The organism is Candidatus Flexicrinis affinis (genome assembly GCA_016716525.1).
In the GTDB taxonomy this organism is placed as follows: Bacteria; Chloroflexota; Anaerolineae; order Aggregatilineales; family Phototrophicaceae; genus Flexicrinis; species Flexicrinis affinis.
The window spans coordinates 666,808-692,154 of sequence record JADJWE010000002.1 but is presented as its reverse complement, the minus strand read 5'-3'; the positions used below and the strand labels follow the sequence as shown (position 1 = coordinate 692,154).

General features: G+C 63.6%; 21 protein-coding genes. 6 read left to right on the top strand and 15 right to left on the bottom strand.

Going from position 1 to position 25,347, the window contains the following annotated elements; translation table 11 throughout:
• Positions 1-1,834, bottom strand: a 1,834-nt coding sequence (locus IPM16_12180) for a protein kinase (GenBank protein ID MBK9123861.1), incomplete at its 3' end; no start/stop codon positions are given.
• Positions 1,835-2,210: 376 nt separating this feature from the next.
• Entirely contained in the window at positions 2,211-2,462 is a 252-nt protein-coding gene (locus IPM16_12175) for a hypothetical protein (GenBank protein ID MBK9123860.1), read from the bottom strand.
• Positions 2,463-2,662: 200 nt separating this feature from the next.
• Here IPM16_12175 and IPM16_12170 point away from each other — a divergent pair, with 200 nt between their 5' ends.
• Positions 2,663-3,142, top strand: coding sequence for a universal stress protein (locus IPM16_12170; protein ID MBK9123859.1), 480 nt, complete (start codon positions 2,663-2,665; stop codon positions 3,140-3,142).
• A 715-nt stretch (positions 3,143-3,857) separates the two neighbouring features.
• The gene (locus IPM16_12165; protein MBK9123858.1) at positions 3,858-4,631 is read left to right on the top strand and encodes a hypothetical protein; all 774 of its coding nucleotides are present in this window, start codon (positions 3,858-3,860) and stop codon (positions 4,629-4,631) included.
• A 103-nt stretch (positions 4,632-4,734) separates the two neighbouring features.
• Here the strand turns inward: IPM16_12165 and IPM16_12160 are convergent, their stop codons facing one another.
• Together IPM16_12160 and IPM16_12155 are read right to left on the bottom strand one after the other, a co-directional pair.
• Positions 4,735-5,751, bottom strand: coding sequence for a hypothetical protein (locus IPM16_12160; protein MBK9123857.1), 1,017 nt, complete (start codon positions 5,749-5,751; stop codon positions 4,735-4,737).
• A gap of 117 nt (positions 5,752-5,868) precedes the next feature.
• Positions 5,869-6,531, bottom strand: coding sequence for a response regulator transcription factor (locus IPM16_12155; protein ID MBK9123856.1), 663 nt, complete (start codon positions 6,529-6,531; stop codon positions 5,869-5,871).
• 91 nt (positions 6,532-6,622) lie between these two features.
• On the opposite strand from IPM16_12155, the gene IPM16_12150 reads away from it, so the two are divergent.
• A complete protein-coding gene (locus IPM16_12150; protein ID MBK9123855.1) occupies positions 6,623-7,810 on the top strand; it encodes a GAF domain-containing sensor histidine kinase in 1,188 nt (395 codons plus the stop codon).
• Positions 7,811-7,864: 54 nt separating this feature from the next.
• Here IPM16_12150 and IPM16_12145 read toward each other — a convergent pair whose 3' ends face one another.
• Both IPM16_12145 and IPM16_12140 read right to left on the bottom strand, forming a co-directional pair.
• A complete protein-coding gene (locus IPM16_12145; protein ID MBK9123854.1) occupies positions 7,865-8,665 on the bottom strand; it encodes a glycosyltransferase family 8 protein in 801 nt (266 codons plus the stop codon).
• A 90-nt stretch (positions 8,666-8,755) separates the two neighbouring features.
• Positions 8,756-9,955 (bottom strand): NAD-dependent epimerase/dehydratase family protein, encoded by a 1,200-nt coding sequence (locus IPM16_12140; protein MBK9123853.1) that lies wholly within the window; start codon positions 9,953-9,955, stop codon positions 8,756-8,758.
• Positions 9,956-10,355: 400 nt separating this feature from the next.
• Here IPM16_12140 and IPM16_12135 point away from each other — a divergent pair, with 400 nt between their 5' ends.
• Complete coding sequence (locus tag IPM16_12135) at positions 10,356-10,994, top strand: hypothetical protein (protein ID MBK9123852.1); 639 nt, start codon at positions 10,356-10,358, stop codon at positions 10,992-10,994.
• A gap of 16 nt (positions 10,995-11,010) precedes the next feature.
• Here the strand turns inward: IPM16_12135 and IPM16_12130 are convergent, their stop codons facing one another.
• Genes IPM16_12130 through IPM16_12115 form a run of 4 tightly spaced genes read right to left on the bottom strand, consistent with a single transcriptional unit; the run spans position 11,011 to position 16,098 of the window.
• On the bottom strand, positions 11,011-12,291 hold the full coding sequence (locus tag IPM16_12130; GenBank protein ID MBK9123851.1) for an ABC transporter permease: 1,281 nt from the start codon (positions 12,289-12,291) through the stop codon (positions 11,011-11,013).
• A 15-nt stretch (positions 12,292-12,306) separates the two neighbouring features.
• Positions 12,307-14,313, bottom strand: coding sequence for an IPT/TIG domain-containing protein (locus IPM16_12125; GenBank protein ID MBK9123850.1), 2,007 nt, complete (start codon positions 14,311-14,313; stop codon positions 12,307-12,309).
• Positions 14,306-15,034 carry an ABC transporter ATP-binding protein gene (locus IPM16_12120; GenBank protein MBK9123849.1) on the bottom strand — a complete coding sequence of 243 codons (729 nt, stop codon included), beginning with the start codon at positions 15,032-15,034 and terminating at the stop codon, positions 14,306-14,308. Before IPM16_12120 ends, IPM16_12125 begins: the two co-directional genes overlap by 8 nt.
• Positions 15,031-16,098 carry a YIP1 family protein gene (locus IPM16_12115; GenBank protein ID MBK9123848.1) on the bottom strand — a complete coding sequence of 356 codons (1,068 nt, stop codon included), beginning with the start codon at positions 16,096-16,098 and terminating at the stop codon, positions 15,031-15,033. Before IPM16_12115 ends, IPM16_12120 begins: the two co-directional genes overlap by 4 nt.
• Positions 16,099-16,276: 178 nt before the next feature.
• Here IPM16_12115 and IPM16_12110 point away from each other — a divergent pair, with 178 nt between their 5' ends.
• Entirely contained in the window at positions 16,277-18,031 is a 1,755-nt protein-coding gene (locus tag IPM16_12110; GenBank protein MBK9123847.1) for a toll/interleukin-1 receptor domain-containing protein, read from the top strand.
• Positions 18,032-18,146: 115 nt separating this feature from the next.
• The gene (locus tag IPM16_12105) at positions 18,147-19,859 is read left to right on the top strand and encodes an SH3 domain-containing protein (GenBank protein MBK9123846.1); all 1,713 of its coding nucleotides are present in this window, start codon (positions 18,147-18,149) and stop codon (positions 19,857-19,859) included.
• A 60-nt stretch (positions 19,860-19,919) separates the two neighbouring features.
• On the opposite strand, the gene IPM16_12100 is transcribed toward IPM16_12105, so the two are convergent.
• From IPM16_12100 to IPM16_12080, 5 genes are read right to left on the bottom strand one after another with little or no spacing between them, the layout of a single operon-like run.
• Positions 19,920-20,411: a 3-isopropylmalate dehydratase gene (locus tag IPM16_12100; protein ID MBK9123845.1), complete on the bottom strand. Its 492-nt coding sequence runs from the start codon at positions 20,409-20,411 to the stop codon at positions 19,920-19,922.
• Positions 20,408-21,685: a 3-isopropylmalate dehydratase large subunit gene (locus tag IPM16_12095; GenBank protein MBK9123844.1), complete on the bottom strand. Its 1,278-nt coding sequence runs from the start codon at positions 21,683-21,685 to the stop codon at positions 20,408-20,410. The genes IPM16_12100 and IPM16_12095 overlap by 4 nt, the downstream gene beginning before the upstream one ends.
• Before the next feature lie 2 nt (positions 21,686-21,687).
• Positions 21,688-23,049, bottom strand: coding sequence for a homocitrate synthase (gene lysS, locus IPM16_12090; protein MBK9123843.1), 1,362 nt, complete (start codon positions 23,047-23,049; stop codon positions 21,688-21,690).
• Positions 23,039-24,157, bottom strand: coding sequence for a [LysW]-lysine hydrolase (locus IPM16_12085; GenBank protein ID MBK9123842.1), 1,119 nt, complete (start codon positions 24,155-24,157; stop codon positions 23,039-23,041). Before IPM16_12085 ends, lysS begins: the two co-directional genes overlap by 11 nt.
• On the bottom strand, positions 24,144-25,343 hold the full coding sequence (locus IPM16_12080) for an aspartate aminotransferase family protein (protein ID MBK9123841.1): 1,200 nt from the start codon (positions 25,341-25,343) through the stop codon (positions 24,144-24,146). The genes IPM16_12085 and IPM16_12080 overlap by 14 nt, the downstream gene beginning before the upstream one ends.
• Positions 25,344-25,347 lie beyond the last annotated feature (4 nt).

Genomic DNA, 25,347 nt, shown 5'->3' with positions numbered 1-25,347 from the left:
CAAGGCTCATCAGCTGGCGCAGCGTTGCCCCTGCGACGTTTTGCCCGGCGGTGCGGCTGAAGCGCCCCCGAAACACGGCAAGACGAGTCACGGTACGCCGCTCGTCGTCAGAAAGCAGCGCCCACGACTGCTCGAACACGGCCCGCAAGCTGCCGTGACGGTTGTCGTTGTCGCGGCTCAGAAAGTCGAGGCTTTCAGCGACCTCGGCGGCGATCTCATCGACCGAGAGTTGGTTGACCCACGCTGCCGCCATCTCAACGCCCAGCGGCAGGCCGCTCACGGAGGAGATGATGTCGGCGATCTTCTGTACGTCATGAGTTGACGGCGAGAAGTTCGGATTTGCCCGCCGCGCGCTGGCAAGGAACAGCTTGTACGCGCTGGACTCGGTGATCTGCTCCGGTGTGGCGTCCGGCTCGATCCACAACCCTTCCAGCATGTAGGTCGTCTCGCCCATCAAGTTCAAACGGGTACGCGACGTCGCCATGATCTTGAGGTGAGGCGAGGCGTTGAGCAGGTCGGCCAGCAAGCCGATGCCGTCCAGTGCCTGATCGGCGCTGTCGATCACGAGCAGGATCGACTTGCTGCGCAAATAGTTGGTGAGCTGCTCGATCTGGTCTCCGCCGGGGGCATAACGCAGTCCGATGGCCGACGCGACCGCGCCCGAAAGCAGTTCGGGCCGGTTGAGGTTCGCCAGCGGGACCCAGAATACGCCGTGTGGATAGCGGACGATCAGCGAATCGCTGGTATCGGCGCTCAGTTCGGCGATGCGGCGCGCCACCTCGACCGCCAAGCGCGACTTGCCGACGCCGCCGGTGCCGGTGACGGTCAGCAGGCGCACATCGGGCAGGTTGAGCAAGCTGACGAGTTCGCCGACCACGCTTTCGCGGCCAACGAATGGGGCAGGCATGGCCGGGAGATTATTGCGCACCGCGCGCTGCGAGTCGGTCGTTGTCTCGACGATCCCGGACGGGCCCGTGGGCATCGACAGCGGCGTAATGCGTCCGCCGTCGAGGTTGAGCAGTTGCAGAATGGGTTCAAGCTCGGTGCCGACGAGGCGAATGCTCGGAATGCGCGCTTCGTGATCCTTGATCAGCATGCGGTAGATCAAGTCGGCCAGCGCGACCGGCACGTCCTCGCGGATCGTTTCGAGGTCGGGCGGGTCGCTGGCGACGATGTTCATCAACAGCTCGGTGATCGACTCGCCGCGGAAGGGGTGGCTCCCGGTCAACAGTTCGAATAGGATCACGCCCAACGACCAGATGTCGGCGCGGTAGTCGGGCGGGTCGCCGCGCAGGAGCTCCGGCGCCATATAGTGCGGCGTGCCCAGCGCTACGCTGACGTCGGTGACCCGCTCGTAGCCGGTAAAGTACGCGACGCCAAAGTCGGTTAGGCGCGGGATGCCTTCGTCGGTGATGAGGATGTTGGCCGGCTTGAGGTCGCGGTGCACAATCTTGAGGTAGTGGGCGCGGGTGAGCGCATCGGCGATCTCAAGCCCGATTCGCACGGTCTGGACGATCGGCAGGCGGCCGTACTGCTGCAAGTACTGTCGCAGGTCCCGCCCTTTGACGTAGTCCATGACGATGAAGTGCTCTTTGCCTTCAACGACGGTGCCGAAAGCGCGCACGATATTGGGGTGGTTGAGATCGCGTAGGGCTTCCGCCTCGCGCAGGAAGCGTTCGATCAGTTCGGGCCGGGCCGAGGTGATGTCGCGGCGAAGCTGCTTAATGGCGACGATCTGACCCGTGCGCGTATCGACGGCGCGGTGCACGATTCCCATGCCGCCTTGACCTATCTGCGCTTCGAGCTGGTAGCGCCCCCCTACCAATACCGTCATGTCGGTGCATTACGCCTGTTTCCCGGTCGTTTTCATTCTAGCGCATACTCGGCAGATTACACCCGTGAGGCTGTGACGAATCGCCGCTGTTGATCACGCTGACGTTTGGCTGCGCAATTGGGCAGTGCGCACAAAACAAAACAGCCGCGTGATAGCGGCTGTACGTTTCGCAACGGGTTTGTGACAACGGCGCGCTGCGGGGTGGATCGCCTTCTCCAGTTTCAGAGCAGAGTGGCGGAGCGCCGGCGTGATCGCACCCCGCGCGCGCTATGTTGGCCCGCCCCAGCGGTATACCTGAGTCTGGTGTGGTACCCACAACGGCCGACAGCGGCTTGGGTACGCTGTCATCGCTGGGGCACGGGCCGTTTGGAGGCTGTTAACTGGCGTAGTGCGGCGTGCCGTCAATGCTTGCTAAGCGCCAACAGACCAGCCGACCCTCGTGAATCGGGAAGATGTCGCCCTTGGTGAGGTGTACAACTACCGGTTCGTACTCCTCCAACGGGCCCGACTGCCGGACGCGACGCTCAGGCGGCTTGTCTCCAACGAGGGCATACTGACCGGTATGCGGTACAACCTCGTTGCTTTGATACACCGTCTGAAGCTCTTGTGTGCTCAGTCGTTCGCTCATGGCGGTGTCCTGTCGCTGCACGTACGTTACTACAGAATGTACCGCGTTCCCGAAATTATGCAATAGTGACAAACTGCGCAAGGCGTGGGTGAATTCGTCACATGCCCCGTACGGTAGTCCCGGATATGCTGTGACTAAACATAGGTCAGTCAGGATGAGATGTATAATAGAGATGTCCTGACGTGCCGGAGGAGGACACTATGACATTCAAGAAAATCCTCGTAACTCTCGATGGATCGGACATCGCGGAGACGGCGGTTAAGTACGCGCAAGAGATCGTCGCACCCGATGGCCAGATCACCCTACTGTCCGTACTGGAAGAAGATTGGGCGGCGTCGCTGGTGATGGCCGGCATGATCGGCCAACCCGTGCCGATGGCGTCCGATCCCCGCTACGCGAGCGACCCCCGGGCGCTCGCCGCACAACGGGAATACCTGCGTGGTATTCAGGAAACCTTCACCCGCGAAGACGTGACCGTCCACCAGGAAGTCGTGACCGGCAGTGTTGTCGAGTCGATCATCGCGGTGGCGGAACAAGGGTACGACTTGATCGTGATGGCGACCCACGGCCGCACCGGGCTGGGCAAGGTCATCCTCGGCAGCGTCGCGTCTGACGTGCTGCCCAAGGCCCCGTGTCCCGTGCTGGTCATCCCGCCCATGAAGCGGGGGGGCAGCAAGTAGAGGGCATTCTTCGAATAAGGTTTGGGGATCGTCGGCGGTTGCCCCGGCCGGCGGTCCCCTGACTGATTCCTACTCGGAGCCGATAATTCTTGCATCGGCACGCCTCTATTGGAAACATATGGCGCGGCATCGCTTTGCTAGTATCCTCATCTCCTTGGTTTGCTGTCTTGTTGCGTTCGGCGCACCCGGAGCATCTCACGCGCAAGACACCTATGCTTACGCGTATGCCTACCGGACTCGGGACGGCGAAGTCGGCATCACAATTGCTGATCCTGTCCTAGCCACTCTGCGCACGATCCCGGTTACGGACAAAGAGAATACGGCTGGCCTTATCCGTGTAGCGCCTAGCGTCGGTCTCGAATGGGTGGCGGTTTTTCTGGGGCAGAATCATCAACAGGTGACAAAGCTCGCAAACACGAGCACAGAAGAAGTCCGCGAAGTTGAGTATGTGTTTACTACGCCCATCCCATCAGCGCTCCTCTTTGGACCGCCTCAAGATGTCGTTTGGTCGCCAGATGGCAAGTATCTTGCTTTCAATGTTGGCCACTGGTCGGCCGACGGCTTCACAATTGTTTCAACGTCCACAGCTATATACTCCATCCTAGACGATACTGTCATCGACCTGTCTCGCGAGGGAATTCAATCCACGCGCCTTGCTTGGTCAAATGACTCGCGCTACCTGACTGTGGCAAACTTCGAGTGCCGGTCAGAGTGTGTGGCCCGACTCGATCAGTACGATGTCACTACAAAAGGCTGGTCGTCGTCAATCGCACTGGCTCCTGAGGTGCTTGCGGCGTCGGAAGCCGGACTGTGCTATCTGGCATGGTCGCCGGACGACACGTACATCAGTTTCGTCGCCAACTGCGACGGACTGTTGTACGCGCACTACAAGGAAGTCTATCTCGTCGATGTTGCGCAGGGGTCTGTCCGCCGATTGACCGACTTCACGTACCGGCAGGACATCGAAGAACAGCAGGGCTTTCTAGTGATCGCATACAACACCAAATGGCTCGATCACAATGCGCTGTTCATCAGTGCGGTCCACGGCGTCGGAGTTGAACGCATCGCCGAGACCTTCGTGTATCACCCGAGCACGGGTGAGGAAACCGAACTGTTTAGCGGTTTTACGCCCGTCGTTGGCTGGAATGCGCAGAGTGATGGGTTGGCGTTTCAGATAGGATCGAGTGCGTACGAGTATTTCGGCGCACAGGAGCCTGTTGGGGCCATCGACGTTTCGGCGACACGGTCAGCTGTCACCGGTCGGCTCAACGTTTCGCCGATTGATGTCACCGTCTGTGACTTGGACTGGTCGCCAGACGGAGCATTTCTCGCCTATACAACTCCATACGCGACTGAAACGTGCGGAGCATTCGTTAAGCAAATCCAGTTTCTACGTTTCGACTCTGCAGGGAGCCAGCCAGTTCCTTTGGTGACCGATCCTTCCAGCATCATGTCCAATATCCCGATTGGCTGGGTTCCGACGCGGTAATGCGCAGCACAACTAGGGAGTTGCGTTCACAAACGCTGCCCCAACCAGCCCCTTTAGCGGGCTTTGAACTTTGCAGCCTCGGGCTTCAAGGCGTGTCCGAAAATCAACGAAAGAGGGTGGCTAAGACGCCAAGTGGGCGGTTGAGCATGCGGTTGAGATAGAGGCCGATGTTGTAAGCGGCGGTTTTGGCGGCTAAGCGGGTGAGTTGTCCCCACCGTGAGTGGGCCAGTAGCCGTTTGAAGCCGAACACGTTGTCCAGGCGGGCGAACACCGTTTCTACGATCTGCCGGTGCGAGGCTAGCCAACGGTGCTGCGCCGCACTCCACGTGCCGGGCTCGTTAGGCGGCGGCGGGGCCAACACGCGTGCGCCATAGGCCTGCTGCCATTGCTGCCGCCAACGCCGCCCATTGAACCCGCGGTCGGCTAGATAATCGCCGCTCAATGTTTCGCCTACTGCAGCCCAGCCAAACAGATGTGTGGCTGCAGGCGGCGTAGTGCGTGGTTTGTTGCCATCCCGTGGGCGCTGTTTCGGTTCGTGCAGCGCGTCCCCACCTGCCCGTCGGTTCAACAACGCTTCTAACAACCAGCGGTCGTTCACATTCGCGCCTGCCGCAATCCAGCCTCGAATAACGCCGCTAGGGCTCACCGCCATAAGCACCCGTTCGCCCCACACGAAGCGCCCGTAGCTGCCTCGTCCCCGACGGCTTTGCCAGGTCCAATGGGTGGACTGACGCTGGGCTTGGCCATTGCTGAGACTGGGTACAGGCACGCTGTCCACGCTCTCATAGAGTTCATCTGCGCCGCGCAATTGCTCGGCTACAAGCTGTTGCAGCCTCACAAAGCCACCCCACAAACACCGCACCCGCCGATTGAACGCACTTCGCCCCAACATGGTCGGGAACAAACCGCGTAAATGCCGCTGCACGTAAGCGACCACTTCCCGTTCTGAGCGCCACGGCATTCCCGCCTGCCATTGCCCCGCCAGCGCAACGGTCAGCACCTCGCTGTCGCTCATTCTCATTCTGCCACCGCGGTGCCGCTGCATCGATTCGGCGATTTCAGCTTTGTACCAGTCATCGACCAGTACGTATAATGTCGTGAAGATGGTGTCCATATCCATCGCTGATCTCCTTGTTGGCGCAAGAGATTCTAGCGCTTATGGACACCTTCTCTATTTTCGGACACGCCTTTCAACCCGAGGCAGTGTGTGACGAAACGCCGCCGCCCGGACAGAGTCCTACTCCGAGCCGATGATGTCCTTGACGTGGTGCTGTACGGCGAATGCGGCTGCCTCCGCCCGGTTCGACAGGCTCAGCTTGCCCAGAATGCTGCTGACGTAGTTGCGCACGGTGCCTTCACCGAGGAACAGCTTACCCGCGATTTCGCGGTTCGTCATGCCGTCGGCGATGGCCGCTAGAACACGCAGCTCCTGCGGGGACAGGTCGGAAAACACCGACGCTTCCTTTTGCTTCTCGGCCAGCGCGACCTCACGAAAGACCGAAGACACCATCGCTGGGTCAATCGCCGATTCCCCGCGCGCGACCTGTTCAATCGTCCGTACGAGGTCGTCATTGCCGATGCGCTTGAGCACGTAGCCCGCCGCACCGGCGCGAATCGCGGCGAACAGAAGATCGTCTTCGGCAAACGTCGTCAGCATCACCACACGCACTTCCGGCGCGCGCTCGGTAATCTGCTTGCAGGCGTCGATGCCACCCATCGACGGCATCCGGACATCCATGACGACGACATCGGGCCGGTGCTTCAGCGCTTGTTTCACGGCATCCTCGCCGTTGTCCGCCTCTGCGACGACGACCATGCTTGGATTCTGCTGGATCATCGCCTTGATGCCCATGCGCACCACTTCGTGGTCGTCCGCCACCACGATTCGAATTTGGGACATCCGCGCTCCTTCCCCTGACGACCGCTGCCCTCGAGTGCTATGATCTTATCACGCCAATCAGTCGAAACGAATTGGTAGATGGAATAGTGTAATGGTTAGTGGACCCTTTGCGCCACGAAGTCAGTTGGATGCACTTAACGACGCGGTGCATGCATTGACGACGGAGATCAGCATCGAACGTGTGCTGCGCCGTTTGGCGGAGATCGCAGCCCACCTCGTCAACGCGCGTTATGCCGCGCTTGGCGTGCCGAGCGAGGCTGGCGGGCTCGCCCAGTTCTTCACCTACGGCATGACCGAGCGGCAGGTCGCACGCATGGATCATTTGCCGGTCGGCCACGGCTTGCTGCGCGAGCTGCTGCGTGTGACGAACCCGATTCGCCTGGAAGACCTGCACCAGGACCCCCGATCGGCCGGGTTCTGTGCCGGGCATCCGGCGATGACCAGCTTCCTCGGCGTGCCGATCATCTCGAAAGGCGTACATCTCGGCAGCCTGTACCTGTGCGACCGGCTGAACAATCAGCCGTTCAACGAGGAGGACGAGCGCCTTGTGACGATGCTGGCAGGGCATGCTGCCGTCGCCATCGAGAACGCGCGCCTCAACGAACAGCTTCGCAAGCTGGCGATCATCGAGGAACGCGACCGCATCGCGATGGAACTGCACGACGGCATCATCCAGCAGATCTTCTCGGTCGGCATTCGCCTCGACATCGCCCGACGGACGCAGAACCCGCCCGACGAGGTCGCCGAGCAGCTGCAAAGTGCGACCAACGAGCTCAACCGCGTGATCGAAGACCTCCGCATGTACATCCGCGATCTCAACCGTGGTGTAGATTATGCCGTGACGTTGGGCGATCAGTTCAAAGAAGTGTTCGACGGATTCCGCAGTGTTTCGACGGCGCGTTTGGTCAGCGACATCCAACCCGGCTTGACGCATTTGACCGAGGACAAGGTGCATGTTCTGGTGCAGCTCACGCGCGAGATGCTCTCCAACATCGCGCGCCACGCCCGCGCCAGCGAAGTGTACATCGAACTGGTGGACAGCGGTCAGAGCAGCGAATTGACCATCTCCGACAACGGTATCGGGTTCGATCCGGCGACCGTAAAGCGCGGGCGCGGTCTCGACAACATGACGAGCCGCGTCGAACGCCTCGGCGGCACCTTGACGATCGACTCGTCCCCGGGCCACGGCTCGACCCTGCGCGCCGACCTGCCGCATGCTGCGCCGCCGCCCTCGACCCATACGCCGCCGGCGGAGATCGAAGGGGATGGATCGCCTTAGCGGCTGGCGGTCCACAGCGCCGCCGACGATGATCGCGGGTATTGGGACGTCTTGTTAGGCAGCAGACCCGGGCGGCTCGGGAAGGTGTTCCGGCAGTCGGCCGGTCTCGTACACGCTCCACCACAGGTCAACCAGCGGCCCCAGTGCATCGCGCTTCGGGTGATTCGGCTCCCACGGCTTCTCATACTGATAGTGGATGAGCCGGATGCTGCTCCAGTGCCACAACTGCGGCAAGTTGAACCACACGTACTGAAGGGTGTTGTCGGTGTAGGGCAGGCCGTGCCAATCGGGGAAGTACGACTCGAGGAAGGTCTGATCGGTACGCCGCCAATAAGCGTCCGGCACATCCAGCGCCTCGAGCATCGACTCGAACGTCCGCATGTCGGGCTTCGCGACGAACACGCCGCTGTTCAGGCGGTGGAAATCTGCCAGCGATTCGTACACGTTCGGCGCGGCGGAGAACTGCGGATAACCGAAAAGCCGGTCGACATTTCGGACAACGAGGGCATCCGCGTCGATGAACACAACCCGTTCGAAGCGATCAAGTTCCCACAGGCGCAGCTTGGCGAAGTTCAGCAGCGGGTCGTGGAACGCGGGTTTGTTGCCTTTGAGATACGGCGATTGAGTATGGATCGACTCGCGGGCGTGGCGCGAACGGAACGCTTCGGAAAGTGGGAGCGGCTCGACCGGCAGCAGCGTGCAGCCCAGCGCGGCGAGCGTCTCCAGCCCCTCGAAGTCGCCGGTCGTCATCACGGTGAGCGGGGCCTGCGCGCCAACCATCTTCAGCGATCGCGCGAGGGCGACCGCGCCGATGACGTACTCGGCGTTGGCGACGAGCGTGACGTAGCTGTACATCAGCGAATATCCCGAGGTGTGACGACACGCGACCGGGGCGCCATGCGCAGGCGTCCCGGTCGCGCGTTGCGGCGTGCTTGCAGCGACGTGCTAGACAGGCTGGGTCTGTTCTGCGCCGATTTGATCGACCTGATTGACCGTGCGGCGCCAGTCGACGGTCGGCTTGATCAACCGTTCGTCGATCCGGTCGCGGTGCTGCAGCGCGAGGCGAATCATGCCTTCGATCTCATCGTCGTTCAGCAGGTGCGGTTCCAGCCCGAGATCGAGCAGCTTGGTATGCACGACGTTGTAGTAATGGTTTTCCGACTCGACGCGCGGGTTGGGAAGCTGGTGCACTTGCACGTTCAGCCCCATACGGTCACCGACGCGCTGGACTTTGTCGGCGATCTCGTTGATCGAGTACCACTCGGTGATCTGATTGAACACGCGATACTCGCCGACCGCCGGCACCGACTCGATGGCGAGTTCGATGCAGCGCACGGTGTCCTTGATGTTGATGTATCCGCGGGTCTGCCCGCCGCTGCCGTACACGGTGAGCGGATAGCCGATTGCTGCCTGAATGCAGAAGCGGTTGAGCGCCGTGCCGTAGACTTGATCGTAGTCGAACCGCGTTGCCAGATCGACGTCCAGCGCGGTCTCGTACGTGCCGGAGCCGTACACGATGCCCTGATTCAGATCGGTCGCGCGCATCCCCCAGATGCGGCAGCCAAACTGGATGTTGTGCGAGTCATGCACCTTGGTCAGGTGATAGAACGAGCCGGGCTGTTTGGGGAAGGGCAGCGTGTCCTTACGGCCCTTGTGGGTGATTTCGATGAAGCCTTCTTCGATGTCGATGTTGGGCGTGCCGTACTCGCCCATCGTGCCGAGCTTGACGAGGTGGCAGTTCGGCACAATGTCCTTGATGGCGTACATTACGTTGAGCGTGCCAAGCACGTTGTTGTACTGCGTGTAGAAGGCGTGTTCGCGGTCGATCATCGAGAACGGCGCCGAGCGCTGCTCGGCAAAGTGCACCAGCGCCTCGGGCGCGAAGCCTTCGATCGCCTTGGCCAGCGCGTCGTAGTTGGTGATGTCGCCGTGATAGACCGCGATGGACTTGCCGGTAAGCTGCTGCCACCGCTCGACCCGCTGATGCATGTGCCGGATCGGCAGCAGGCTGTCGATGCTGTGCTTGAGATCGAAGTGACGCCGTGCTTGATTGTCGAATACCGCGACGTCATAGCCCCGCTGAGACAAGTAGATGGCCTGCGGCCAACCCAGATAGCCGTCTCCGCCGAGAATCATTACGCGCATTGGTCTCCCCCGTTTCGGTGCGCAAAGTGTTTCCAGAGGTGAAAACAGTGCGGATCGGGAAAAGTTTCGCAATGTACAGCCATCACGGGGAAAACGGTACCATTTGCCTGTTAACCCGGACGTTTGTTGCCTTCCAATTGGCGCTCGACATGACACATGTCACGCTCCCTAACTGCATGATGTAACTACGCCGCGGCCCTCGCAGGGCTTACACTGTGTTCAACGTCGTTCAAGGAAGTGCAGAAACATAGGGTTTTCTAGAACGGCGGTAACTTCTCAATTCTGCACACGTCACGCCGCAGCCTAACGGCGTAAGACAACCTCCTCCCTCGGTAACGTGCTGCGGACAACCTCGTCCGCAGCACGTTGTTTTACAACACTTCACCTGAGGAGTTCTGCGATGCAGACACTGCGTGACCGTGTAATTTCGCTCTGTGAACAGGTCACTGGGGCCATTCGCAATAGTTTGAAGGCGATGACTGAACAGGACGAAGCGCTGGCCCGCGATGTCGGCGCCCGCGATGCGCAGCTCAACACCCTGCGGTTCGACATCGAAGAGTATGCCTACTCGATATTGAGCGGGCAGACGCTGTCTGCTTCTGACGTTCGCCGTGTCGTCGGAATCATTCTTGTGACGCAGGCACTCGAGCAGATTGGCGACTATGCTGCCAATGTCGCGCATCTCGTGATACGCATGAAGCGACTTGAGGACACGTCGGATGCGGCGTCAGTCTACGCCTTGATCGGTGAGATGGCGTCCACGGCAGTCGATATGACCAGCTACGCGTGCACCGCATTCCTCGAGCGCGATGCGCGCGCCGCCGAGGCGATCGTCCGTCGCGATCAGGAGTTGGTGGATGCGTTCGATGCCATCAACGTAACGCTGACCCAACCGGCAGACCGCAGCGGGATCTCACCCGAGCGCGGGCAGATGCTGATGTGGGCGGCACACAACCTTCACCAGATCGGCATGTGCGCGGTCAATATGTGCGAACGTGCGATCTTCATTGCAACCGGCGAAATCAAGGAATTTCACTGAGTCCGCCGGCTGCCCGTTATTCCGATTTGAGCGCCAGCACCGGCAGCAGCCGTGCCGCGCGTAGGGCCGGGAACAGCCCTGCGCCCACGCCGACCAGCGTCGCCAGCGTGACCGCAAACACGATCAACTCGCTCGGGATCACGAACAGGTTCCCCTGAAGCTGGCTCGGGTCGATGGGCAGGAAGTTGATGCCGCCCTGTCCCTGCGGGGCGTTCGCCAGCGCGGTATTTACGATGTTCTGCACGAACAACGACAACCCCACGCCCGCTAATCCGCCGGTTAGGCCCACCAACGCCGCCTCGGTCAGGAAGATCGTCATCACGTCGCGGTCGGTCGCGCCGATCGCCTTCATCAGCCCGATCTCTTTGGTCCGTTCGAGGATCGCCATTGTCATCGTATTGGCAACCCCGAAGGCCGCGACCAGCAGCGCCACGCCGCCGATTCCGCCCAACATCAGCCGCATCGTCCCGAAGAACTGGTTTAGCTGATTGATGAAGTCGGACATGCCGCCGACCTCGAAACCCATTGCGCGGATCGCCTCGGCAACCCCGTTGGTCGTGTCGCGGTCGCGCGCGCGGACCGTCACCCGGCCAAAGATGAATGTCTCCGGATCGAACTCACTGTTATTGGTCCATTCGTTGAACTCAATCACGTCTTCGATCGGCATGATGATCGAGTAGTCGTAGGCGCTGCCCGGCGCGAGCACTGCCACGACGTTCAGGTTGAAAGTCCGATCTGCCGGCGCTTCGCCAGACCACTGATAGATCTTCATCTTGACCGGCGTGTTGTACATATCGATCTCGACCGGCGACCACTCCTCTGCCTGAGGGTCGAAGAAGTTACGCCCGACCTCCGAACCGACGATCGCCTCGCCCGGTTGCAGGCTGAGTTCACCCTGCGCCACGGTGAGGCCGAGGTAGGGCAGCAGGCGCGGATCGAGGCCGACGCCGCTCGAGTAGCCGGTGTAGTCCCCCGCGATCATCTCGCCGCCGCCTTCAAGGTTGGCCGACGGGATGACCAGCACCACGTTCGGCACCTCCCAAAGCGAGCGCACGGTCTCGATCGTGAGCTGTGGCACCTGATCGAACGGGATGTTCGGGTTCCACGCCGGCCACACGTCGAGGTCGGTCAGCGTCGTGCTGCTGCCGATGCCCGCCTCGGCCGCGTTCTGCAGGCCGATGGTGAGCGCAATCAGCAGGATGACTGCGGTGGTGCCGACAAGCACACCACCGGCCGTCATTGCGAAGCGAGCGCGAGCGCGAAGTAGATTGCCAAACGCGAGCTGCAGCAGTTCCATGGTGCTGCCTCCTCACTAACTCCCCAGACCGAGGATACCGAGCAGGAACCGGCCGAGCATGTCGGCGAACGTCGGCTCGGGCTCCGGTTCTGGCGTCGGTTCCTCGATCGGCGGGAAGCCCGGGTCGATGGGCGGCATCGGCGGTGCTTCGACGGCGGTCGTCGTGTACGTCTTGACGATCGCGTTCGGCTGATTGATCTCGTCGATGTAGTTCATCGTCACGGTGATCGTGACCGGCCCCGGCGCGGTTGGCATGACCGTACCGAATGCCGACCCTTCATCGCCTGCCGCGATCTTGCCGAGGAACATCGACGGCGGGTCCATGACATCGGCATTCTCTGCCGTGAACTCGACCGTGCGGAAATTGACGTCCGAACTGCCGATGTTGGTGAAGCTGACGCCGATCGACAGCGGTTCGCCGATGTTCCATTCCGGCGGCAGCGGCGCGTCGTTGAACTGCAGCGCAGGCGGCACGACGACGATCAGGCTGGCGCTCAAGCTGGTGCGTACCGGGTCGCCATCGGTGCCGGGGTACGTCAGCGTGATCGGCAGGCTGTAGATGCCGCTTTTGGCGCTGCCGCTGACGATAAACGGTTGGATCAGGGTGGCTTGGCCGGTGCCGGCGTCCAGCGTGCCGACGAAGAACGAACCACCGGTGTCCAGCGGCGCAAAGGTGCTGCTGCTGGTCGTGGTCGATCCGCCACTGCCAGAGCCGCTTGACGGCTCTTCCGTCACGTTGCCGAACGTGACCAGCACGTTATCGGCCGCGCCGTTGCCGACGTTCTTGACCGTGGCGGTGAGCGTGAAGCGGTCGCCGGGGGCAAGCTGGTCGGCGTCGATCTCGTACGAATCGAGCAGGAGGAGCGGCGAGCGCGCTTCGACCTGTGCGATATTCAGAGTCAGCGTACCGGTCGACTCCTTGGCTTCCGCCGCCTGCAAGTACGTGATGGTATAAGGCTGCGGCTGAGGACCGGCTTTGGCGTCGGTGCGAACGATCATTTCGGCGGTGACGGTCGTCGACTCGCCGGGCAGCAGGTCGCCGATGGGGAAGCTGTCGCCTTCCGCACCAGCCAGCAGCACGCCGTCGGTACCGGTCAGCCGCAGCAGCGTCTGACGCGCGATACCCGTTCCGCTGTTGGTGATCGTCAGCTCGACCGACACGGATTCGCCGGGCCGGGCCGGGTTCGGAGTCGTCGACGTCCCGCTGGCGACAAGCTGCGTCGCCTGAGTCAGCGCCTCGACCGTCACACTGAACGTTGCTGTGCTTTCGTAGTTGTTGCCGCCGAAGTCGCGGTACGTCAGCGAAATCGAGACCACGTTGGGCCCGCCTGTCAGGTCCAGCGCAGCAATCGCCGTGAGAGTTACGAGGAACGTGCCGCCGGGCTGAATGTCCGGCAGCGTGAGCGCCGCCAAGCCGCCGCTGGGCAGGAACTTGCCGGCGGGGTCAAGCCGCGCGACGACGCTCTGTGCCGTTCGATTGCCTTGATTGAACAGCTCGAACGTCACGGCCAGCCCATCGCCGGGCCTGATCACGCCGGGCGTGACATTGTAGCTGCGCGCGGTCAGGCGCGGTTCACCGGGCTGCGGGGTCGGCAGCGGGGCCGGTTCCTGGGTCGGAATCGGCGCGTTGGTCGGCAAGGGTTCCGGTGTGGGCTGCGGCCCGGCCGTGATCGTCAGCGTGCGATCCCATGCGCTGTCGCCGCTGACCGGGTCGCGCACCTCGACGGTGTACTCGCCGGGCGGCACCGAACCGGGCACGACTGCCATCAGTGCCTGCGCGTTGACGAACGTCGTGCTCAGCAGACCGACACCCTTGAGCCGCACGACCGAGTCCTCGGTGAAGCCAGACCCGTAAACGGAGATGTTGCCGCCGACGCCGGTCTGCAGCGAGCGCGGCTCGACGCGCTGCACCGATGTCGTGCGGGGCTGTTGCTCGGAGTCCTGTGCTTGTACCGCTGGCCACACCGCGATGATGAGGGTCACGATCGCGGCAAGTGCCAGCAGACGAGTGTATTTACGCATTGATGTACCGCTCCTCCGGCGCTTGCAGCCGGTCTTCAACGATTTTGCCATCGTGGAGCATGACGATCCGGTCGGCATACGCGGCCACCGAAGGGTCATGGGTGACGATCAGTAGGGTCTTGTTAAACCGGTCGCACAGCCTTCGCAGCATAGTCATCACCGTGCGCCCCATCTTGCTGTCCAGCGCGCCGGTCGGCTCGTCAGCCATAATCAGCGGCGGATCGTTGAACAGCGCACGGGCAATCGCCACCCGCTGCTGCTGCCCGCCGGAGAGCTGGTTGGGCCGGTGATCAAGCCGGTCGCCCATGCCCAGCGCGTCCAGCAGGCGGGCGGCGCGGTCCTCACGCTCCTCGGTCGGGATTCGGCTAAACACCCCGGGCAGCGCCGCGTTTTGCAGCGCCGTGAGCGTCGGCACGAGATGGAACGCCTGAAAGACGAACCCGCACGTGTCGCGCCGGAAGTGTGCCAGTTCCTCGCTGCTCATGCTGTCGAGCCGGTGGCCGGCGATCTCGATTGCGCCGGACGTTGGCCGGTCCAGGCCGCCGAGCGCATAGAGCAGCGTGGATTTTCCCGAGCCGCTCGGCCCCATGATGGCGATGAACTGCCCTTCCGGGACTTCGAGGCTTACGCCGTCCAGCGCCTGCACGACCTGCTCGCCGATGGTGAACTGCTTGTGCAGGTTCTCGGCAATCACGAGCGGGTGTGCGTCATGCTCGATCATGGCTGAGGCGTCGCCTCGGCCGCGGCCTCGTCACCCGCCGGCGGCACATCTGCCGGTGTGCCCTCGGTTGGCATATCTGAAGCGCCGTCACCCGCTGGGGCATCAACCGGTCCGTCGCCCATGTCCGATGGCATGCCGAGGTCTCCGGGCATTCCCGGCTCCATGTCCCCCGGCATCATTTCGCCGCCGGGCATGTCGATCGGTGCATCGATCATCTCAGGCTCAGGCGCTGCGATGGCGCCGGTAAGCACCGGTGCGCCGACCTGAATCACCGCCCAGAGCAGAACGATGACGAATGCGACAATCCGCCAGCCGTTCAGGCTGAAGCGAATGCCGAAGTAGACCAGCAGCAGGCTCCACAGCCAGAAGATCGTGAAGCGTGAGGCCAGCGAGATCGCCAGCGCCTGCACAGTCGGTTCCCACGTGGCGAATTCCGGCAGACCTGTAACGACGCCTTCGATTCCGGGGGCGCCGGGGTTGCCGCCTGCTGCGTAGTAGATCAACTGGATCACCGCCATTACGGCCAGGGGCAGGCTCGACCACACGGCGATCTGCAGATTCATGCCGAGGCGCGGCGCTCGTCCGCGCAGCATCGGCACGACGATCAGCATGAGCGTCAGGATGAGCCAGCCCAGCATGATGCTGCTGGCTGCGAGCAGGGCGGTCGTGAGGTCCTCAGTGACCGTGGTCTCTGCGCCGGTTGGCTGCGCCCCGGGATCGGGAATGCCGCCCGGGGGGATGCCGCCAAAGTCCGGGCCGGAGGGCGGGATTCCACCGTCCCCGCCGAAACCGGGGTCAATCGGCATCGGTGCGACGATGCCGCTGTCGCCGGATGCGTCACCGGCAAGTGCGGCATAGCGCACGGTGGCTATGCCGATCGCGGCCAACACGATCAGCGCTGCCCACAGCCACTGGCGCGTTTCGCCGGCCGGGAGCAGTGTGCGGAAGAACAGGGCGGGGCGCAGCAGGACAGTGGTAATCTGTCCATACAGGCCGCGCTGGCGAGTGCGCGCGTTCAACGGCTGACGCGCTTTGTTGTTGCTGCTGCGTTCGTTTTCGCTCATGGTTTCCCATCCCGCGGCCGGTCACGAGCCATGCTCACGCCCCGCGTTGTGCGATTGCGTCCATCATGTTTATATTATTCTCAGATTTCTTGAGAATGCAGCATCCGCCAAGATGACGCGATCTCTTCCAGAGTCCGCCGCAGACCCGCGCCCGACCGACGTGCCCTACGGATAACCGATGATCGACGCACTTCCGCCTGACTTTCTCCCTCGCGCCACCCGCATTCTGCTGCCGCGCTTCAGCGCCGCCGACGAACGCGAGGCATGGTTAGCGCAAGCCTTCTTCTTGAGCGACCCACGCCTGTATCATGACCTGCGCATGGTGGAAGGCGCGCCAATCGTCACCGTCACGCGCACCATTACCGCGCTGCTCAACGCCGCCTGTCTGCCCGGGCGCAAAACGCACGCGCTAGCGGCCCTGCTCAGCGCCGTGAAGCTGGGATCGCCCGAACCGGCACACGGTGAGATCGACTCGCTGGTGACGCTGCTCGACCCGCTGTGTACCGGCGACCCCAAGTCGACGACGACAGCCAAACCGGTGGTGCCCGTGCAGCGCCCGTCGAAGCCGCTGCAAACCATCGAGACGCCCGAGGATGAGCGCACGCCGACCGTCTTCATTAGTTACGCACACGCGGACGACGACTTCGCGATGACGTTGATCTCCGACTTGCAGAATGCCGGTCACGCCATCTGGATCGATACCGTCAGCATCAAGGGCGGTGACGCGTGGGTCAAGTCGATCGCCGACGGCATCCGCAACAGCTACGCATTCGTCACGCTCATCAGCCCGGACGCCAACGGAAGCCGCTGGGTGCTGCGCGAGTACCTGCTGGCCGAAAACCTCGGCAAAGCGATCTTTCCGGCGATGGCGCGCCAAGCGGACATCCCATTCCAGATGATCGACCGGCAGGTGATCATGCTGCACGAAAACTACACCGACGGATTGCGCGAGCTGGTGGCCGTGCTGCCTGTGGCGCAGGTGGAAATGCCGCCGGGCGACATGGAACTGCCGCGCCAACCTTCACCTGTGCCTCCGCCACAAGCCGCCCCTGCGCCGGTCGTTCAGCCTCAAGCGCCGCCAGCGAGCCGCTCAAGCTCGGGCGGACCGGGAGGGATGCTTGGTGGCATTCTCGACCGGCTTGGCGAATTGTTCAGTGGCGACTCGAAGAAGGCGGCGCCGGAAGCCGAGCCGTCTGCGCCGCGGCGCAAGCGCGAGAAGGATGATCTTGGCGGCGCGGAACCGAAGCCACACGAGGCTGCGGCTGAAGAGGCGGAAGCCGACGAGGCTGAGGCCAGCGAGCTGCTCGATGTGCCGGAACCCGAAGCCGGGGCGATGGCGCCGCACGCTGCCCCGATGATGCGATCGCCGGTCAGCCGTGCCGACGAGCTGCAGTTTATCCAGCGCCAGTTTGCGCTCGTGTTCAACAACATGGAAGAACGCGGCAAGACCGACATGGACGACGAGCGCGTGCGCTGGGCAACGCTGCCGGTCGACGCGATGTTCGAAGTACGACGCGAAGATGCCGCCGAGCATCCAGTCGCGACCGCCGGCGATGTGTGGCAGGCGATGGGCCGCGCGATCGTCGAGGCGGACAGTGCGGGCGAAGCCGCCGCCGTGATCTGGGCGGCGCTCGAAGCGCAGATGCAGCGCGCCTTGACCGACCCCGCTGAACCGCTGCCGGTCGTGTTGGATTTGGCGAACTGGGACGAACGCTCAGCGACGCTGGAGTCCTACGTGCATCATCACCTCGATGCACTGGCCGACTACTGGCCGACACTGGCGCAGCAGGATCGCGTTGCGCTGCTGATTAGCGGCGTAGAAGTCGCCGATGGAGAGCGCACCGGCGAGCGACAGGCGGATGTCGAAGCGTTCCTGCGTGCTCATCCCGAACTGCCATCGCTGGTCGTCACGTTGAGCGTAGTGCAGCCGTAGGGCAGATGGGGAGTCTCATCTGCCATTCATGTTACAATGCGCTCAGGAAACGTTCATTTTTGACGTCGCCTTATCATCGCTCTACGAACACACGCAACAAAATCAGGGAGGAAGTATGTCAACCGCAGCATCGTACCGTTCGACGTCCAAGCGCCGCCTTAGGGTGCCGCACCGCCTACTACTCGCCCTCGTCCTGATTGCTGCCTTCTCGTTCGGGGCAGCTGCGCAGCCCCGCTCGGTGTTCTACAACTCCGGCCTCGTGGGGCAGATCGACGCGTCCAATCCGGTCTCGCTGCTCGTGTTCAACGGCAGTTCCAACGACCTCGTCGCGATCGACGTGTTTTCGCTCACCGAAGGCCTGAACCCGACCGTCTCGCTGCTCAGTCCGTCGCAGATTCCGATTGCCTCGACGGTCGGTCGTGATGGCGCAGCCCGCGTCGCGGCGGTCCTGCCGGAAGGCGGTACGTATTCGATCCTTGTCGGCGCGTTGAACGGCGCGCAAGGCGAGTATGCGCTGCGACTCAGCGGTCAACCAGTGGTCTCACCGTTCCGCATGGTGCTCGGTGAAGAACTGCAAGCGCAGTTTGCGCCGGGTGGCGAGGCGCAGGTACTGGTGGTAGATGCGTCGCAGTCGGCGGCTATCCTTTCGCTTGGTGCGAGCAATGCATCTCAGGTCACGTCCGACACACTGCGTTTCCGCGCCGAAATCGTCGCCAGCAACGGCGGCCTGCTCGCGCGCTACTACTCGACCACAGGCGCGCGCATCCTGATCCCGCAAGGCGCAGGGGACGTGTTCGCAGTGGTCAGCTCGGCCGATCCGTCGACGGGCGGTTCGTTCAGCCTCGTGCTGCTGCCGCCGGACAGCTCCAGCGCGCCGCAGGTGGTCATCACCGGCCCGCAAACCCAGACCGGCACCGGGTCGTCCACCAGCCCGCAGCCAGTGACTACGCCGGAAGTGAGCCAGCCGGGCACGTCAAGCTCCAGCGGCGGCTGTCAGTTGATCGCCGGGCCGAACGGTGTCAACGTCCGCCAAGGCGACGGCACGAACTACGGTGTGATCGCGCAGATCGAGCCGAACGGCGTGCGTGACGTATTCGGACGCAACAACTCCAGCACGTGGTTCACCATCAACGTCGGTGGCCAGACGGGTTGGGTCGCGGGTCAGGTCGTGACTCTGACCGGCAATTGCAGCGGCGTGCCGGTCGTCGCCGTCGGATCGGCCCCGCAGCAGCCACAGCAGCCGCAGCCCACGACCTCGACGGGCGGTCAGCCGTCGCCGACCCCGCCAGCCCCGGTCGCGACGCAGGAACCCGGTCAGCCCACGCAGCCGGGTCAACCGACTCAGCCCAGCCAGCCCACGCAGCCCGGTCAAGCGACTTCGACGTATACGCCGTCGTACACGCCGACACAGCCGAACCAGCCGACTGCGACCTATACCCCGTCGTACACGCCGACCACCGAAGCGCCGACTGCACCGCCGGACAGCAACACGTTCCTGTGGAATGTCGACCGTAACAACGGCGGGACGTTCAGCGAGTACGTGTCCGGCCCGGCGGGCGACACGGTCGACCGGATCGAGATGCGCGTCAACCTCGGGCAGGTTGGCGGCGAAGCCACACGCAACGTGACCGTCACGCTCAACTGCAACGGAAACGGCACGCAGTACGTCTACCTGACGCGGACGAGCCAGAACGCTCAGCGTTACGGCTGCGGTCAGAGCATCACCTATCGCTACAGCGCGCCGTACGGCACCGGCTACTACTACGTGTTTGTCGACGGCGGCCAAGCCTACGTCAACTACACGCTGGTGGCGACCACCCAGCCGTAACCAGTAACGCAACTCACGTACCAACGCAGCGCCCCGAAGTCCATCCGGGGCGCTGTTGATTCAGACAGCGCTGAACCGCGCCTGTAGCATGGGCAGCAGCCCGCCAGCGTCAAGGATTGCGTGTACGCTGTCGGGCAGCGGCGGAATAACAAACTCGCGGCCGGCCGCACGCACGACCCCGGCCTCGTGGTCGATCTCGATTGTGTCGCCTGTGCGGACGAGGCCGGCGATCTCCGGAAGCACGATCGGGTGCACGCCTTGATTGATGCAGTTGCGGAAGTACAGCCCGCCGAACGAGCCGGCGATGATGGCTGGCACGCCGCACAAGCGCAGCGACGTCACGGCCTGCTCGCGGCTTGAGCCACAGCCCCAGTTGCGCCCTGCGACGATCACGTCGCCGGGTTGTACAGCCGAAGCGAACCCCGGATCGAGGTCTTCCAGCGCCTTTGCCCGGATTTCGGCATCGGTGCGCAGCGTATAGGTGTACTTGCCGGGGAAGATCAGGTCAGTGTTGACGTTGTCGCCGTAGACCCACACCCGATGCGCGCTCATGCCGGTTCCTCCGCGGGGCGCAGTCCGCCGCTCACTACCGCCTCCGGGCTGATGATGTGCCCGGCGACCGCACTGGCCGCCACGACCGCCGCGTTGGCAAGATACACGGGTGCGCCCGCCGTACCCATCCGGCCCTTGAAGTTGCGGCTTCCCGTGCTGATTGTCGCCTCGTCCGGCGCGGGCACGCCGAGGTGATTGCCCATACACGGCCCGCATCCGGGTGTCCCGAGCGCAGCACCCGCGTCGATCAAGTCCTGCAGCACGCCGGTGCGCATCGCCCGGCTGAGCACTTGTGCGCTGGCCGGGATGACGATCAGGCGCGAACGCACTTTCCGCCCTCGCACAACCGCCGCCGCCGCCGCGAGGTCGCTGTAGCGCCCGCCGGTGCACGTACCGACGAAAGCCTGCTGAATCGGTGTGCCTACGACTTGCGAGAGTGGCGCGACGCGGTCGGGTTGGTCGGGCAGGGCGATCAGCGGCTCCAGCGCGGAGACATCGACCGTCACCCGCTCGCTGTACGTCGCGCCCGCATCCGGGTACAGCGGCGTGAACGTTCGAGAGGCGCGTGACGCCGCGTAGTCGAGCACGGTCTGATCCGGCGGCATGTACGCGCTGATCGCGCCGAACTCGCTCATCATGTTGGGCAATACGGGGCGGTCGTCCAGCGGGATGTCGGCCAGCGCATCGCCAGCGAACTCGACCGCACGGTAGTCCGCTCCTTCAACCGTCCACCGGCCGAGGATCGCCAGCGCGATGTCTTTGGCGGTGACCCCGCCGGGGATGCGGCCCGTCAACGTGATCTGGAGCGTCTCGGGCACGCGAATCCAAAGGGTGCCGGTCGCCCACAACGCGGCGACTTCGGTGCGCCCAATCCCCATGCCGAACGCCCCGAGCCATCCGAAATGCGTAGTGTGGCTGTCCGCCCCCAACACGACCTCGCCGGGGAGCACGATGGCTTCCTCGCTCAAGACTTGGTGGCAGATGCCGCGCCCGATCTCGAACAACCGGATGCCGTGCTGCGCCGTGAAAGCGCGGATATCGGCGTGGTTCTGCGCGTGAGCGGTGGTCGGCGCCGGCACGGCGTGGTCGAGCGTAATCGCGATGCGCTCAGGCCGTACTACGGCCGGCGCGCCGATCTGGTTGAAGATGCGCAGGATCGCGGCGCTGTTGTCGTGGCTGAACACGACATCGGGCCGGATATCGAGCACGTCGCCCGCACTGACGCTCGAGACACCTGCGGCGTGGGCAAGGGCTTTCTCAGCGAAGGTGTGCATGCTCAAGCCCTCACCCCGTTGACCCTCACCCCTAGCCCCTCTCCCGACCTTCGGTGTTCCCGCTGGTCATCAGGGAGAGGGGGATTAGGCTCACAATCTGGAGATAAATCTGCGTTGTGTGAAAAGGTGCGCTCAGGTTTCTCACTTGAGGAATAGCCTTCCGGAAAGTCAGGTACACGCGAAGCTCTCTCCCCCTCTCCCCCTGAGGGAGAGGGGCCGGGGGTGAGGGTTGCTCCTGCCGCCTCGCGCAGCAGCGCGTCAATCTCCGCGCCCGTCATCGGGCGCTCGTCGGCGCGCGCCTTGATGACCCGTGTGACGTCCTGAATCGTCGCGTCGTCGATCGCCAAGCCCAGTACTGCCGCCCGGTCACGGATGGCGTTCCAGCCGGTCAGCCGATGGCCGATGGCAATCTCGCGGCTCAAGCCGAAATCTCCGGGATTGATGGCCTCGTAGGTTGTCGGGTCGGCCAATACCGCTTTGGCGTGGATACCGGCCTTGTGGATGAACGCGCTGCTGCCGGTGATCGTGTTGTTGAATGGGATCGGCAGATCACACAAGCGGCTGATCAGCGCGTCCAACTGCGGCAGCAGCGGCAGGTTGTACTTGGCGACATAGTCGCGGTTGAGCGTGTACAAGCGGGCGATCAGCCCGCCCAGCGGGGTAATGCCGTTGCGTTCGCCGATGCCGAGAATGGTCGTGTCGATGTGAGTCGCGCCGGCTTCGAGCGCCGCCGTGGCGTTGGCGACCGCGCAGCACGAGTCGTTGTGGCCGTGGAACTCGATGTCGAGTCCGGTCAATCGCACCAACTGATGCACCAGTTCGAACGTGCGGCTGGGTGTGGCAATCCCGACCGTGTCGGCGACGCCAAGCCGATCTACGAGTCCGCTGTCGGCAACCGCCAGATACACGCGCAGCAGATCCGATTCTTTGCTGCGGAAACTGTCCTCAGTGCTGAAGCGCAGGATGACGTCGGGCTTCTGCTCCCGCACAAATGTAAGCACGTCCAGCGCCGAGTCGATGATCTGGCGCACGGACTTGCCGTGGCTGTGCTGCATCAACTGCGGTGACGTCCCGATCACGATATCGACGCCGTGCACGCCGGTTTCGAGCGCCTGCATGGCATCCTCGCGCTTGCAGCGGATGTGGGTGAGGATGCGGGCATTCAACCCAAGCCCGACCACGGCGCGCACGTCTGCGGCGCTTTGCGGGCTGGCGACCGGCGATGTCATCTCGATCATCTCGACGCCGAAGTCATCCAGCATGGTGGCGATCTCGATCTTCTGCGCGGTCGTGAAGGTCGCGGTGCTAAACTGCTCGCCCTCGCGGAGCGTGCTTTCAATGATAGCGAAACGGTCAAAGGGCATGCGGAGTCTCCGTTGAGGGCTGGGTTGCGGGTTCGAGCGGAAGCGCGTTGAGTACACGCGTCAGGATGCGAATCGAACGGCGGTATTCATCGAGGTCGATGTGCTCGTCGGGCGTGTGATCCAGTGCTGAGTCGCCGGGGCCGTAGGCCAGGATCGGGCAGGCCCACGCCGGACCGGCGAGGTTCATGTCGCTGGTGCCGGTCTTCATCACAAAGGCTGGTGTGCCGCCTTCGGCGCGGATCGCGCCGCGAAACAGCCGCGAGAGCACGTTGTCGCGTTCGGCGGCGAAGGCCGGCGTGTGCGACGTGAATCGCATTTGAATTGTGGTGCCGTGCGGCGCAGATGTCGTCACAAGGTCGCGGATATCGTGTTCGAGCGCCTGAGGATCGACGGTTGGCGGCAAGCGAAATCCGAACGTCATGGCGGCCGATTGCGTCAAGCCGTCGTCGGCCGTGTTGATCCGCGTGAGCGAAGCGTCCAACTGGTCGAACACGCGCGTGTGGCCGTCATTGAGCCGGTTCGCATAGTCGGACACCGCACGCCATACCGTGAATGCGGCTTCGGCGGTGGTCGCGGATTGGCCGGCGCTATGGGCGTTTGATCGGGCCAGCGTGGCGTCTGCGATCAGCCGGCCCTTGTAGCCCAGTGTCAGCCGATCCCACCGCGACGGTTCGCCGATCACGCACAGCTCGGGCGCATACTGCCCGATCGCGTAGTGCGCACCGGCGCTGGTCGGGCACTCTTCCTCGACCGCGCCGATCACGACGACCTGCCAGCCCTCCGGCACGGTCGCCATGCTCGCCGCGGCCGCAAACGCGCACAGCGGACCCTTCGCGTCGACCGTGCCGCGCCCATAGAGCAGTTCGCCCTCGCGGCGCACGTCGGGAAACCCGCCGACGGTGTCGATGTGCCCGAGCAAGACGATCTGGCGCGGGCCGCGGCCCCAGATTCCGACGGCATTCCCGGCATCGTCGACGAAGGCGCGCGACGCGCCGTGCTGGTCCATCCAGGCGACGAGGTGCGCGCTTGCGGCGTTCTCTTCGCCGGAGATCGACGGAATCCGCACCAACGACTCCAGCAGCTCGACCCCAGAATCAAGCGAGCTCACGCAGCACCGCCTCAACCTGCGCCAACGCGAACTCGAGTTCGGACTGGTCGATCACCAGCGGCGGGAGGAGGCGCAGGACGGTCTTGCCTGCCGGGAGCGCCAGCACGCCGCGCGCCTGCAAGGCTTGCAGCACCGGTGTGACGCGCGTCCGCAGCTCGATTCCGATCATCAGCCCCGCGCCGCGCACCTCACGCACGCCGGGGATGTCACGCGCGGTCAGCCACTCGCGCGCCCATGCGCCGAGGCGGTCGGCCCGCGCCGGCGCCTCGATCTCACGCAGCGCGCCGATGGCGGCAGTGGCCGCCGCGCACGCCAGCGGATTGCCGCCGAAGGTGCTGCCATGCGTCGCAGACGGAATGGTGCCGAGTTCCGCGCGCCATGCCGCTGCCCCCATCGGCACGCCGCCGGCGATGCCCTTGCCAAGCGTCACGACGTCCGGCGTGATGTCCGCGTGCTGATAGGCGAACCAGCGTCCGCAGCGCCCCAAACCCGACTGCACCTCGTCGACGATCAGCAGCGCGCCGCGCTCGGTGCAAAGGTGCCGGATCGTGCGCAGCCATTCCGCGTCGGCCAGATGCACACCGCCTTCGCCTTGAACGGCTTCGATCAGCACGGCGGCGGTCTGATCGGTGATCGCGGCGTCAGCCGCCGCGACGTCGTTGTATGCGATGTGTGTTACATCCGGCGTCCACCCGGCGAACGGGCTGCGGTAGTCCGGGTTGAACGTCGCACCCAGAGCGCCCAGCGTCCGCCCGTGGAACCCGCGCTTGGCGGCGACGATCCCGCTGCGCCCGGTCAGCAGGCGTGCAGCCTTGAGCGCCGCTTCGTTGGCCTCGGCGCCGCTGTTGCACAGGAAGAAGCGCCAATCCCCTGCCGCATCCGCTGTGTCATCGTTCAGCACGTCGTTGAGCAGGGCGTACAGCTCGGCGCGGCGGTCGTTGTAGAACGCCTCGGCACACGTGATCAACGTCGACGCCTGATCACTGACCGCCGACGCGACCGCCGGATGCGCATGGCCGAGCAGCGCCACGCCCTGCCCGCTGGTGAGATCGAGGTACGTGCTGCCGGCGTCGTCCCAGACGGTGCTGCCTTGACCGCGCACCAGCGTCAGCGGGCGCTTCGTGTACGCGCCGGACGTAAAGCGGTCTTCGATCGCCGCTGCTGTCGACGTGACTGCATCGTTCATGGGC